Genomic DNA, 14,127 nt, shown 5'->3' with positions numbered 1-14,127 from the left:
ACCTGAGTAACTTATACACCTCTTTTAATCTATTACACTCCTCCATTTAAATATAAAGGTGACTTCTCGTCCAAAGAATAAAGTGAAACTTTAATCCTCCCGATTCCCATCTAACTTCTTTGCTTTCATTGAATTTTTGGGCGGGAGTCTTACTGCCCCAAAATAGCGGGATACATTATGCAATATTGCATTTGATAATCATTTTCATTGTAACTATAATGATTACAGGATTACTATTAATCCAATATTCTACATGGAGGTTTTATTATGTTTAAAAAAATTATTGTATCTTCTATGGCGCTTACTATGTTCGGTGGAGCTGCAACTATGCTAGAGGCACCTACTGCTCAAGCAGCTTCTTATAACTCAACGTCATCCTCTTACTTTGATGTCACTCCTGAAGAGGCCGTGGCTTTCTATCAATCTCAAGACTATAAAAAATTAAAAGTATTTTTGGATGACTTTGAAGCAAGAAACCCTTATACTCCAGGTGGAGGCTACGCTCAAGGGAGTGTACGTATGCAAAAATTCAACGATGCTCTTAGAGATGCTAAATTAACAAATGTCTACCAAGAATTTATTAGAATCTCATACTACAATCATTATCCAGAACCAAAATAATAACAACGGATTAAATGTTTATTATTTCTATAACTTAGCCTAATTTTAAATGTATAACCTAAAAATAATTACTAAAAACCACTCATATAAGAGTGGTTTTTCTATTTCCCCATATAATTTAGCGGAATGTTACATCATCTTTATTTTGATATCTTTTATAGTAGACATTCTCTCGTTGACACAATCTAGTAGGTTAGCAATGGAAATATCAAAATGTATTTATAATTGTTTTCTGTTTAATAGCAAAAAACGAACAGCCTCTCACAATTAGATAAGGTGCTCGTTTTCATTTTTATCGGTAATTCTCAATTCAATTTAGCTTCTTTCCAATAAGTAAAGATTAAATTAACTTAAAAGCAAAGCGTTTTAAATTTAATTCATAGATCTTACTGAAACTTGGAATTGCCCCTTAGAACCATCATCATTTGAAACGTAAATTTTATATGTTCCATTCGGTAATGGAGATAAAGCATTCCGTACATTTGTAACATTAATTTGTTGTTCTCCAGGTTTTATATAACCACCAACAATTAGCTCTGTATTTGGACCTTTTACACTATATCCCATTGTATTTTGACCATTATTTTTCATAGAGAAGCTTAAGTCAGTACTCCCATCATATACGAAAGAAGTTTCAGCCTCGCCACTATAATCCATTGTTTGGGTTAATAATAAGTCTGCAGAAACATGTTCAACTACATGAATTGGATCATTCGTTTTGTGTACTTCTTCAGCATAAGTATTATTCCCTAACACACCAAGTGTTAATGCTGAAACTACTCCACAACTAAGCACTAGTTTATTTAACTTCATTTTAAGTTCCCCCTTGATGTTTGTATTCTATTACCATCATACATCCTTTTCCAAGTGCGTTTTTATGTAATAATTCATATCTATAAACCTATATATCTTAACTCTTCACCTTAATAGTTATTGAGAAACCCACATAGATAAAGTTACAATATTACGCTTCATAAAAAACATGTAAATTTTAAATTCTTTTTCTAACAAAGTTTTATACGAGTAAGTACTAAAATACTCACATAAATAGCATTTCTATTTCAGATAAAATGTACTAATAAAATTTTTCTAAAATTTCACTTTGTAATTTGATATATTCCATGTTAATATAACGAAGGCTACAAACAGGAGTCACCACGCATATCATTTTCACAGAATATTCATACTTAAAAACCTTATTTTATCAGTAACTCAATCTAAATTTTACCTATACAAAAGTTAGTTTATAATTTCATATGTACATAAATTTAAATAGATTTTTTCTATTATCCTTATCAATTTTAATACGAGTAATATAACAGCATGTTTTTCAAGTACCCTTCCTTTTTTAGATAAAAAGTCTACTAATACTAAACATCTATGTCCAACTCATACATAATTCTACTTACAAACTATCGGAGATGCAAAACTATGGGAATTTCTACTCTTTTATTAAATACCTTTATTATAATAATTTGTATCCTTAGCTATCACGTATTTTGGCTAGAGTTTAAAGAAAAAACAATATGTAATAATATATTATTTTCTACCCTTTCCTCCATTGCTATTATTTTTTGTATGACTTTTCCTTTTCATTTACATGTGGGATTTATTTATGATTTACGTTTTATTCCTATAATATTAGTTTTTCTATATGGAAATACAAAAAACATTGTTTTTATAGGAATTTTATATCTTTCTTATCGGTTTTACTTAGGCGGAAATGGCGTTCTTCCATCATTTATTATCTTCACTATTATTTTTGGTATAACAATGCTCTTTCGTTACTTATTACCTATGTATGTTAAAGAAAAAAAAGTATTATTAAGCTTACTCCTTATTTTAGTATGTACAACTTCACTTTCTATTTGCGGTATTGTAACTCAAATACATACAGGAGGGAAAATAGACTCTACTCTCATAGAATTTTTATTAAATTACATAATCATTAATATTTTCACAGTATTATTATCAGTTTATTTAATAGAGGGAATGATTGAGAAATATAAAATGAAAGAAAAGCTACAACGAGCTGAAAAATTTTATATAGCTAGCGAACTAGCAGCGTCAATTGCACACGAAATCCACAATCCACTAACCACGGTACATGGATTCACTCAATTATTAAATGAAAAACATGCCTCTAAGCTATCTCAGGATCAATACTTAGAAATCATGTTAATTGAAATGCAGCAAATACAATCTACTATTAATAACTATTTATCTTTAACCAAACCACAGAACACCCTAAAAGAGAAAATAGATATTAATCACATTTTAAATCAAGTGAAAGATACTATTTCACCACTCGCTCTATCATACAAAGTTGAAATCAAACAAAATAGTACAGATTCCTTTTATATAAATGGGGACCCCGAAAAATTCAAACTCTGTCTAAACAACATCATCCAAAACGGAATTGAGGCTATGAAAAATGGTGGATTATTACAAATAAATATACAAAAAGTAAAAGGAAATATCATAATTGATATTATTGATTCAGGAATTGGGATGTCATCTCAACAAATAAAACGAATTGCTTTGCCATTCTATTCAACAACAGAAAAAGGAACTGGGCTTGGTACTATGATTGCTTATAGTATTATTAGAGAATTAAACGGAGATATAGAGATAGAGAGTGAATTGGGTAAAGGGACACGCTTTTCTATTAGTATCCCTTGCTAATGCGACAAAAATTTTCTGTTTAGTTAATTACATAAGCACATTTTAAGAATCCTGCTAGCTAACTTACTTATTAATTATCTTAAATTTATGTGCGTTAATTAAAAACAATAAGGATCAGAGCTTATCTATTGTTACAGATACACTCTAATCCTTTAGTTTAATTACATTAAACGCACTTAATATTTATAACTATTCTTACATCGTGATGAAAGAATAGTTCATCGACTTTATCTCATTTACTGATTAGATTTGTTTAATGTAAATATAACATCTCTCGGCACTTAATTTGTTATTATCATTATAGACATTTCCTACAATTGTTTTTTTATTAAAGTACAGACCTTATGCCATTCATTGAAAAAGACAACTCCCTTTTTACTACTTTACTTCCACCGTATAATTCCCTGTCCCCCCGCTATACTGATACACATGTAAATAATACTTCCCTGGATACGTGTAGTAACTACCTACTAGTTTATTCCCTTGTTGCTGAGCATACGTAACATAATTATTTAAATCTGCTTCAGAATAAAGTACCCAGTTCATTCCGATATTATTTTCATTCGTTACGTTAATTTGAAGGTTTTTAGCAGTCTCCACATTAATTTCAAAGAAATCACTTGTATCGCCATTTCCTAAACTAGCACGTAAAACTTGATTTAACTGCAGTTTGTTTGCTGTTTGGAATGAGTTATTCGGTTCTTTTTCTACACTGTTATCTTCTTTCTTTTGAACAGTTACAGTCGCTGTAGCAGTATTAGTTGCTCCTTTATCGTCTGTTACTGTTAATTTCGCCGTATACGTTCCTTCTTTTATATATACGTGAGTTGGATTTTGCTCATTACTTACAGTACCGTCTCCAAACTCCCATTTATATGAAATAATTTTCCCGTCTTCATCTTTTGATCCGTCGCTTTTAAATGAAATTGCTTCATTTACATTTCCACTATACGGACCGTTTATAACCGCAACTGGCGCTTTATTCTCTGCACCTTCTTCTGTATTAATACCGTGGAACACAACATCATATTCAAATTGTCCTGATGCATTCACGCGATAATTTACGAAGTATGCTGTTACTGTTTTATAACCTGTCCATTCTTTTGCACTTAAACGTTTTAACGTATCATTAACGTTTTGTGTAATTGTTTTCCAGTCTTCATATTCTCCTTTTGCTGCAGTTCCTGTATATGTTCCTTGTAGTGTGAATGTATTAAAGAACTGTGATTTATTTTTCTTCACTGATACATTTTTCAATTTTGCTTCCGCCGTTATTTCTGCCGCAATATCTGAAACTGGTTTCGGTGCATGATTTGCTAAATAATCGTCTGATACTAATGGCACGTTATATTTCTCACGATTATCAACTAGCATTTGCATATAGTCTTGATATTCTTTATTTAAATTCGCATCTTTACTTAATGTAGAGCGATATGCATCATATGCTGTTACATCATTTTTCCTAATAAGATCATGTATTTTATCAAACATATCATATCTCTTATTGTACATATAAGATTGTAAAGCAAAGGAATAATTATAGAAATCCCACGTTCCATACTTTGCATTTAACGTTCGCTCTGCCGTATAACGCTCCGCTGGGTTTGAAGATAATCCTCCTATAATACTCTTTCTCGGTACAACATTATCCGTTCTCGTTGCCCCTGCAAAAAATTCAGCATTCCCTTCTTCAAACCAAGATAATCTTTCATTTTCATATATTTTCCCTTGTCCCCATAACCCTGGTACTTCATATCTACCTTGTAAATAATGCGTGAACTCGTGTCTGAATAATTCTTCTAAACTATAAATACTTTCTTCTGGCGTACGCTCATAAGTAAAGAACGTACCTGTTCCTTCTATATAAAGACCACCGTTATTCGTTTCATAACCGTACAATTGACGATTAAATTGATATTCTGCTGGGCTATTATAAATAACCATCGTTAGTACATCATCAGGATTTCCTTTTTCTAAAGGTTGATCACTTTCAACCGTACGATGGAATTGTGCCTTGACTTCTTTTGCCGCCCAATATAAACGTTTTACTTTTTCTTCTGTCACTTTATCTCCAGCTTTTAAAACAATTGCCCCATCATCAAACGTATACGTTTTTGGCAAATATTTTTTCTTTCCATCTTCTCTTATTTGATCTAAATTCACCACTTTACCATTTGCATCTTTTCCGCCATAATTCGTTGCGATTTGCTCAGCAGCTACGAAATATTGCTCCCCTAAATACGGATAAATTTTCATCGCATCTGTTACAACTTGTAACCCTTTCGTTCCTGTACTATGGAACGTACCGAGTCTACCTGTATAATAAATGCCATTATTAATAAGCCAACCGTTTTTTGCTGTAATCGTTCCCATTAATGCAAAACGACTTAGTTCATTAATATAACTATCTATTTTCTGATACCATACTGTATCTTTCGGTGCTTTCCTCGTATCGTACAAATACGATTGAATGTCGTAATCAACACCTTGCATAATATCGTAAATAGCATTTCCAGCTGAAAGATTATCTACTAATGTAGAAAAATTATCATTATATTGTTTAAAAATTTTTGCAGCTGATGTTATCGTTTCCACATCACTCGAAGCGTTTCCTATTAACTTTCCGTATGATGATACCACTCTATTTTGCTCTAATGTACCCAGCTTGAAATTTGAATTGTTAGCTATCGTTTTTAATGCAGGTAAGCATTTATCATGATAACTCCGTTCATTTAATTTACTAAGTTCCGAATTATAAAATCCTAAATAAAATCCTGAACGTAATACCTCTACTAATGTCTCAATCCCTTTTGAATCATCCTTCGTATAGGCTTGTCCTTGCTGCTTCAATTTATCAATAATCGCCTGCATCCTACTATCATTTTGATAGAATGCTAGACTGTCTGTATTAAACTGAAATAGCCCCGTAATTTGCTCCCAATCAATTGTTACAAGTAAATCTACTAACTGCTGATTGCTTAATTGATTTAATTCAGCAATTGTATAAGTTTTCGCTACAGCTAATTGCTTATTTTCTTTTTTCACCTCAGGTGGTCTTTGTGATAAATCGGCAAATTGTAGCCTTTTCTCAAAAGACTTACTTTCGAGCACTTTCGATGAATGAGCTAATTCTTGTACTGGTAGTTGTACACCGACTGGCTCCATTTTGAGCACATTTCGATAAGAAACTTGCTCTCCCTTAGTATCTTCTGCCAAACTGCCCCCTTGAAAACTCCCTAACATTAAACTAGCAAAACTTACCCCTACTAACATTTTCTTTGAATAGCCTTTCATACTCTCCCCTACCTTACATTTTTAGTGTCCCGCTCCATTATTTTACTATTTTTACTTTTTGTCCTGTATTGAGAAAAAATAAGGTAACGTTCACACATATATTCATTTCATGTAAAGTTAACGCTTGACTTTCCGTGCATTTTATATCAAAAAAGATAGATAATAGCAAAATTCCTGCTACATCTATCCTCGTTTTCAACACTATGATTTTAACTTTATAAACGTAACTTCCGGTAATGTTTGCATATGCTGAATAAACTCATTCTTTTCTTCTGACGATATATTTTTCAGTTGCATCCCTACCTTATAAACAGTTTCTGTACCTTGCTGTGAAGCTTCCACCTCATATGAGAGTATTGGGATGCCTTTCACTTGTAGTGTTTCTAATATTTGTTGTATCGCTTCATGTTTATTTACAAACATTTGCACTGTTATATTTTGTGGAAATAAAAATTGCACCTTAAAAATACGACTTACAATTTCTAAACCAATTAAAACGAGAATCGTCGCTCCAATGCCTACTACATACATTCCCGCTCCAATTGCTAATCCTATGCCGGCAGTAGCCCATAAACCAGCCGCGGTCGTTAATCCTTTCACCGCCTGTTTTTGAATAATAATTGTGCCTGCACCTAAAAAGCCAACTCCACTAACGACTTGTGCTGCAATCCGACTTGGGTCTAGAGACATATGCTCTTCATACACAATATCTGAAAAGGCATATTTCGAAACAACCATTATTAACGCACTTCCTACCGCTACGAGGAAATGAGTCTTTAATCCAGCTTCTTTCGATCGAATTTCTCTTTCAATACCAATCATTGCTCCTAACAAGCCAGCAACACCGATTCGTATAATAAAATCAAAATCTACACTCACGGGCACTTCCCCCTTTCATTCATTATAGATAGATAAAACAAAAATTATCACAAACATCCATTTATCAACATGAAAGAATACCACTAAAATAAACTTAATACTCCGACCGTTTTATGTTAATATTTTAAATATTAACATAAAATAAACAACTTCTAATTTTAAACCTCCACTAATTTTCTAAAAAAACAAAGGTGGATTGCATGAAATTAGGTTGAGAAATTTTAGAAAACGCTTTCACTTTGTTTCATAATTTTTTATAAAAACTACATAACTAAAGGAGCTTACTAACAATGAACCTCTCATTACTTACACCTACTACTGATTTACAAGAAGAATACTTAGATTTCTATAACGAATGGAAAGATAGCGGTGAAACAATGATCCCGTGGGTTATCACAAAAAATCCTGCCAACTTCCCAGCTATGGTTCAAGAACTTCTCGATGCGCATAACGGAATAAATATCCCTGAAACTTGGGTACCAGATTCTACATATTGGCTTGTTACAGATGAAAATAAAATTGTGGGAGCTGTTAATATACGTCATAGTTTAACCGAACATTTATTTAACGCTGGCGGTCATATTGGTTATGGCATTCGCCCTTCTGAAAGAAGAAAAGGTTATGCTACAAAGTTATTAAAATTATCGCTAGAAAAAACGAAGGAATTAAACATCGAGAAAGTACTTGTCGTTTGCGACGCAGTGAATACCGCTTCTGAAAAAACGATTTTACATAACGGTGGACTTCGTGATGATGATTTCACTGAGGAAGATGGAAATGTAGTAAGAAGATTTTGGATTGAGCTATGAAGAAGCCATCTAATGAAAATAATCTTATTATAGAGAAATATAGTAGAAGTAACGAGCTAAAAGTAAAACAACTTATTGATTTATATAATGAAGACTCTTATCTATTTAACTTATTACGAGATAGTAAAACAAAATGTGCGTATGTTGCCTGCTATAAAAAAGATGTAGTAGGCATCTTTCTCACCTGGAACAGTAGCTTCCATCCATACTGCACATACTTTCGAATATACACGACCCCTTTCTATTCAGAGCTACGTATTGAACAATTCTTATTTACTGAGATTCAAAAACGAGAACAATTTAATTTACCATTCCAAACTTCTATATGGGAAACGTCAGCTCATTTAAAAACTTATTATGAACAAAATAAGTTTATTGAAATCCGAAGAACATATATGCCAATATTAGACTTACAAAAAATAGTTCCTATCGATATAGTTCCTAATTCAAATTATCATTTACAAACTTTATCAAACATCTTATCTAATAATAACTTACTAGAAAAACTAGCCTACTTAGTAAAAGGCATTTACGAGCAAACCCACTTAGCAAATCCCGTTGCTCTATATCCTCTCGAAACTTGGAAAGAAAAGATCTTAGCTGATGACGTGTTACTAGATGGGAGCTTTCTAATTATAAGTGAAGAGAACGAAATTATTGGGTACTCTTTCCTCCATACATTGGAAAAGGATGATACGTTAGAACTAGGATGGTGCGGAACTCACACTACAGACAATTTACCATTACTAAAAATTCTCGTTTTCGAACAAATTATGTATGCAAACAAACACGGCTATTCTTTCATTCAAGGTGAATTCGATTCAACTAGTATATATGCAATGGAACTATTAAAATCCTTCCCTTTTAACCCTTGTGCTACTTGGATTACGTATCAAAAATAAGCGAGAAAGTGATTATACACTTTCTCGCTTATTTTACACTGCTTCTATTTCAAACTGCACTGTAATACCACTTGGATCTACTACCGCAAACCCATTTGTAGTTTCATTTATTTCATGTTGTTTTTCTATTAATCTTTCTTTCACTTCATCTAACGCTTCTTTATGCGGTAGTACAATCGCATATACCTTTAGTCCAGTTGCATGTACTGGCGGGTGTGGATTGTTTACTCCGTTCCACGTATTTGCACCAATATGGTGATGATATCCCCCCGCTGAAATAAATAAGCAATCCTCTTCACGCTGTTGTACTTCAAAACCTACTGTTTTCACATAAAATTCATGTGATTTCTCTACATCAGCTATTCTTAAATGTACGTGCCCAACGACAGTATTAGCAGGCAAACCATCAAACTCATAATCAACGAATGTTGCCAATTCTTTTAAATCAAGTGGTGTACTTCCTCCTGGCCCTTCTCCCCATCGATCGCGCGGACGGTCTGCATAAATTTCAATACCATTCCCCTCTAAATCTTGCAAATAAAAAGCTTCGCTATATGTATGATCACTTGCACTATTAAACCTTGAAATTGGTAAAATTTCATTTGAATATGTATAACGCCCTTCTTGCTCAGCCGGGCTGTCAATTACATTCTTATTACGAAGAACCCCAAATAGCGCAGAAGCAAAAGCTTCACGAGTCGGAACTAAAAAGGCTACATGATATATACCAGTCGTACGCGGTTCTTGCAGTACCCCGTCCTCTAACTTTTCAAGAACAAGTAACGCGTTCTTTCCACCTTTTCCAGATAAATATGCTTTATTTCCCTCTTGCTTAATTACCTCTAAGCCTACAACATTTTCATAAAAAGCAATTTGACGCTCTAAATCTTTCACTTTAAATTCAACATGACCAATACGTGTTTTCGGATGAATTTGTACCATGAATAACTTCATCTCCTTATCCCTATATTTTCCCATTACATATAACCGTTACTATGAAGGATACAACTAAAATCATTCTATGTAAATAAGAAAAGTCAGAATTTACATGCATTTTTATTTTCATAATAAAAAGCCACCTTTTCTAACTTTTAGAAAAGGTGGCTTTTTAACTCTTATCTCATTTTATGTACTTCAGCAACTAGCTTTCCACCCTGAATGCCCATATAAAGCTTCACAGGTGCATCATTCGTATTTTCAAATACTAAATCTAAATATGGATATGCAATTGTAGCATCTCTTCCTTGTGGAACATAACCTACCGTTTTAGAATGTGTAGTTCTCTCCACCATTTTCAGGCCAGCTTGATCTGCTGCATTGTATAAAGTTGAAGATGTTTGACAAACACCACCGCCATATCCATCTACTAATTTACCATCAACTATTTCTTTCCCTAATTGATATCCTTTATCTGGTGTCGTATCACCGATTAATGAATTAAAAGAGAAACGATCTCCTTTTGCTAACACAACTCCATTTATGCTCGCTGCTGACAAACGAATATTCTCAATACGGCCACCTGTTGAACCACCTAAGTTCGTTTCATATCTACCAATTACCGTACCATTTCCTTGCGCATCACTTAATGTTGCGACTGGTTTTTTCTCCACAATCGGCAACTGATACGTAGCATCCCACATACCAACGTTTAACAATTTATCTACTAATTCTTTTTCCATTAATTCATAAGAAGGTTTTCCTTCTTGCCAACTTCCATCAGGTGCTATACGTGAAGGAACCATTTTTTTGTCGACGCTTTTTCCAACCTCACCAACAACCTTTGTTACAGACTTTTTAAATTTCGCTTCATCTTCAAAATAGCCTAAACCAGATAAATCTAATTTTTTCACTTCAGTACCAGTTCGACCATCAACTAAACTAATAGTATCTTGCACTTCTGCTTTAGCCTCTACAGTGTGCCCACCAATATCACTTACCAATGCAACATCACTTACTTTTGCACCACAGCCACTCACTACAGCTACACATAACACCCCAACTAATATACCCTTTACTTTACGGAACAATATACTCTCTCCCTTTCCCCAACATCACTATTATGTATTTATTTCATTTTTATGTATGTTTTGTTACAATCATTTTACAATATGTTTATAAAATGTTACAAGTTATTTTTCACTCTATATAAATTACTCTTTTCTTTTATAAATGTCTATACATATTTACATAAAAGTTTGAGTTTGATAGAATTGTAACTTTTATGTAAACTCTCTCTTTTATCCAGTATATACCATCAAGCAAAAGAAATACAAATCAAAAACCCTCAAGCTATTTTTTATAAAGTGAAACTTTAATCAGTGGGGTCTTACTGCCCGTTAATGCGGGATAAAGAAAAATCCCGTCAACATAAATAGGTATTTGCCGTGCCACCGCTCCGCTTTTGCACATACATTATGGTGAATTCAACCTATTTTAAAGAAATGGAGGATGTTATTATGTATCCCTACAATCCATATGATCCATATAATCAATATGCGTACCAACAACCACAGTATGACTTACAAGCACAATATCAATCTTATATAGATCAAGCAGAGCAAACGAATCCATATGACCAAAATAGACAATTCCAACTTCCAATCTCTTTTCCTGGCACTGGAAATCGTCAATTAGAAAGACGCGTAAATGAGCTTGAACAAAGAGTACGTCAACTAGAAAATACAGTTGAGCGCCATACACGTAGACTAAACCGCTTAAACCAACGTTTACGTACAGTAGAAAACAGACTAAACATTCCATTCGCAGCATTAGAAGACGGATTTTAATCGAGAAAATAAAAATTATATAAGGAAGGGGCTCCCCCTTCCTTATATAAATTGACGAAAGTTTTTTCCATCTCTATACTGATAAGAGTTAATGAAATGAAACAAGGTGATAAATATGGATTTTGAAATAAATTATCTTTCCTTTTATGTTGTACAAGTAGAAGGAAAAGGTGAAGCAGTTGATAAACGCTACAAACATTTTCAAACTTTAGACGCTGAAGAATATGAAGATAGCTCCTTAAAAGAATTTTTGAATGGTGAGTTATTAAAAATATCGAAGCGAAAAGTAGAACGTCATGCAAAAACAGAACAAGCCCCAACAAAAATTGGTCGCTTTATTGTAGAGGAAGGGCACGAACTTGATTCAAACCCTCATTACAACCTTTTTAATCGTATTCGCTTTGCAGAAACAAAGGACAACTTTAAAGATATGAGCGAACCACTCGTTTATACATATCTTGACACAAGCGCTGTACGCGGTGGTGTATTTTTAATTGCTCAGGCAAAACTACGCAAATACTTTGATGATCCATTTGTATTCGTAATGAAATGCGACTTCGAACCAAAGGTTGCTTCTATTTCTGATGAATCAACACTGATTCGTAACGTTGAAATGGCCATCACAACAAAGAATATGAAATCTATCCAATACCCATACATGCCTGAAGAAGGTATGGTTGAAGTAGGCGAACTAAAAATACACCAAGCATCACATGCCCGCTACTTTGAAGACTTCTTAAAATTCGTCGAATATGAACGCTCTATGCCTGAAATTATGAAAACACAAGTAATGGACATGGTATACGACCAAATTGAAGATGTATTTGAAGAAGGTACGGAAGAACGCGAACAATTCGACCAAGCGATGGAAGTATGGGCTGCCAGTCCGAAACGCGAAATTATGGAACAATTTTCAACCGAAGAAGTAATGGAAGCAACTGCCCAAATCGTCGAGCATGCTCCTGAAGTGGAATTAAAACTAAAAGCAGATCATATCTCTGTGAAGGCTTTGCTTGCTGATTTCGGGGATCAAATACATATTGCAAAGGTAAATGATCGATACGTATTAATGATTGAGGCTGATACACTTACATTTGAGAAGGGCTTCTCTCCGATTGAGTTTCTGAAGCCAGATGAGCTGCAGGATGTGATTGAGCGGATTGAGAATAAGCAGCAGTATTCTTATGATCCGAACGGGATTGAATAAATCCTTCCATATAACTATTTTTACCGAGCGCTTTTAATAAGCGCTCTTTTATTGTGGACATATTTTATAGTTATATAAAAAACCGATTCTACTAAGAATCAGTTTTTCTGCTTTATAACAAAAATATTTATTTTCAATCCAAGATAACACTTGTTGCAGAATCCAGTAAATTCCTTCCTTGTTGTACAAGCGTATTTCCATTAGAGTAGTCACTATGTATGTTGGTAAAATGAAAACTTCACTTCACTACCTCAAATTTATTATACTCGTAAAAAGATAATTGAAAACGATATTCCGGATGCTCTCTCACCCAATCGTAGGCTTCTTCTAAAATTTCTATTTTGTTTTGTAGGTCATTAAGTTCACTACATTTGTCCTTTTTCTGTTTGCACAGAGGGCAGAATCCATTTACTATGTCGGCACTTGTCGCCCTAATAGTTTTACTTTTTAAGTCAACTACTAAACGAAGAAGAAGAGAATGCTCAGCTTTTGTAGTCACCGTCATTTCAGCAACCCCATCCTCATTCCAAAAGACACCGTTTAATTCCATCTGTACGGTGACGTCTTTAATATCCAAGTCTATCACTATCACACCTCCCTTGTATAAAACTCATATTTTACTCTTCAATTTTAATCTTTAATACACCACGCTTTAAAGATATATTAAGCTTTTTCCAATTCTTCTTCTTTGCTATGAAAGGAAGTATAATTACTGCTGATAGCGTGGTAAATATTATCCCCAAAACTACAACTGTTACAATGTTAAAGATTGCTTCCATTTAACTCTATCCTCTTTCATTTCTATGGGCTCTAATTTTATGAATGTATTTAAAAATTCTTACCACCCCTTAATTTTCAAAGCAATTATAATGGCCCAATCACAACAAATCAATTCCTATTTAATATGAATACTTTATTCATTCATCAGTATAATGATGTTAAAT

General features: G+C 33.4%; 13 protein-coding genes. 6 read left to right on the top strand and 7 right to left on the bottom strand.

The genetic code is table 11. The features are described from left to right. The first annotated feature begins 267 nt into the window (after positions 1 to 267). Entirely contained in the window at positions 268 to 621 is a 354-nt protein-coding gene (locus tag MRP26_RS25950) for a hypothetical protein (RefSeq protein WP_000473483.1), read from the top strand. Positions 622 to 993: 372 nt separating this feature from the next. Here MRP26_RS25950 and MRP26_RS25945 read toward each other — a convergent pair whose 3' ends face one another. Beyond that, a complete protein-coding gene (locus tag MRP26_RS25945; RefSeq protein ID WP_000773517.1) occupies positions 994 to 1,434 on the bottom strand; it encodes a hypothetical protein in 441 nt (146 codons plus the stop codon). A 618-nt stretch (positions 1,435 to 2,052) separates the two neighbouring features. On the opposite strand from MRP26_RS25945, the gene MRP26_RS25940 reads away from it, so the two are divergent. After that, positions 2,053 to 3,306 carry a sensor histidine kinase gene (locus MRP26_RS25940; RefSeq protein ID WP_000513021.1) on the top strand — a complete coding sequence of 418 codons (1,254 nt, stop codon included), beginning with the start codon at positions 2,053 to 2,055 and terminating at the stop codon, positions 3,304 to 3,306. A gap of 378 nt (positions 3,307 to 3,684) precedes the next feature. On the opposite strand, the gene colA is transcribed toward MRP26_RS25940, so the two are convergent. Further along, positions 3,685 to 6,600: a collagenase ColA gene (gene colA, locus MRP26_RS25935; RefSeq protein WP_053563861.1), complete on the bottom strand. Its 2,916-nt coding sequence runs from the start codon at positions 6,598 to 6,600 to the stop codon at positions 3,685 to 3,687. Between the two features lie 201 nt (positions 6,601 to 6,801). Continuing rightward, entirely contained in the window at positions 6,802 to 7,479 is a 678-nt protein-coding gene (locus tag MRP26_RS25930) for an MgtC/SapB family protein (RefSeq protein ID WP_000109724.1), read from the bottom strand. Positions 7,480 to 7,769: 290 nt separating this feature from the next. On the opposite strand from MRP26_RS25930, the gene MRP26_RS25925 reads away from it, so the two are divergent. Further along, the gene (locus MRP26_RS25925) at positions 7,770 to 8,288 is read left to right on the top strand and encodes a GNAT family N-acetyltransferase (protein WP_001054137.1); all 519 of its coding nucleotides are present in this window, start codon (positions 7,770 to 7,772) and stop codon (positions 8,286 to 8,288) included. Then, positions 8,285 to 9,190 carry a GNAT family acetyltransferase gene (locus MRP26_RS25920; RefSeq protein WP_242807060.1) on the top strand — a complete coding sequence of 302 codons (906 nt, stop codon included), beginning with the start codon at positions 8,285 to 8,287 and terminating at the stop codon, positions 9,188 to 9,190. Before MRP26_RS25925 ends, MRP26_RS25920 begins: the two co-directional genes overlap by 4 nt. A gap of 33 nt (positions 9,191 to 9,223) precedes the next feature. Here the strand turns inward: MRP26_RS25920 and MRP26_RS25915 are convergent, their stop codons facing one another. Together MRP26_RS25915 and MRP26_RS25910 are read right to left on the bottom strand one after the other, a co-directional pair. Continuing rightward, positions 9,224 to 10,132 carry a VOC family protein gene (locus MRP26_RS25915; RefSeq protein WP_197241285.1) on the bottom strand — a complete coding sequence of 303 codons (909 nt, stop codon included), beginning with the start codon at positions 10,130 to 10,132 and terminating at the stop codon, positions 9,224 to 9,226. 173 nt (positions 10,133 to 10,305) lie between these two features. Next, positions 10,306 to 11,217, bottom strand: coding sequence for a VanW family protein (locus MRP26_RS25910; protein ID WP_000488980.1), 912 nt, complete (start codon positions 11,215 to 11,217; stop codon positions 10,306 to 10,308). A 429-nt stretch (positions 11,218 to 11,646) separates the two neighbouring features. Between MRP26_RS25910 and MRP26_RS25905 the strand changes: the two genes are divergently transcribed. Continuing rightward, on the top strand, positions 11,647 to 11,976 hold the full coding sequence (locus MRP26_RS25905; RefSeq protein WP_000283711.1) for a hypothetical protein: 330 nt from the start codon (positions 11,647 to 11,649) through the stop codon (positions 11,974 to 11,976). 115 nt (positions 11,977 to 12,091) lie between these two features. Continuing rightward, positions 12,092 to 13,183: a DUF3900 domain-containing protein gene (locus MRP26_RS25900; protein WP_000345035.1), complete on the top strand. Its 1,092-nt coding sequence runs from the start codon at positions 12,092 to 12,094 to the stop codon at positions 13,181 to 13,183. 238 nt (positions 13,184 to 13,421) lie between these two features. On the opposite strand, the gene MRP26_RS25895 is transcribed toward MRP26_RS25900, so the two are convergent. Next, entirely contained in the window at positions 13,422 to 13,769 is a 348-nt protein-coding gene (locus MRP26_RS25895) for a hypothetical protein (protein WP_053563857.1), read from the bottom strand. A 31-nt stretch (positions 13,770 to 13,800) separates the two neighbouring features. After that, positions 13,801 to 13,962: a hypothetical protein gene (locus MRP26_RS25890; protein WP_000387294.1), complete on the bottom strand. Its 162-nt coding sequence runs from the start codon at positions 13,960 to 13,962 to the stop codon at positions 13,801 to 13,803. Positions 13,963 to 14,127 lie beyond the last annotated feature (165 nt).

This window comes from Bacillus sp. CCB-MMP212 (assembly GCF_022748145.1).
Taxonomy (GTDB): domain Bacteria; phylum Bacillota; class Bacilli; order Bacillales; family Bacillaceae_G; genus Bacillus_A; species Bacillus_A cereus.
This window is presented reverse-complemented; position numbering and strand designations above follow the sequence as displayed.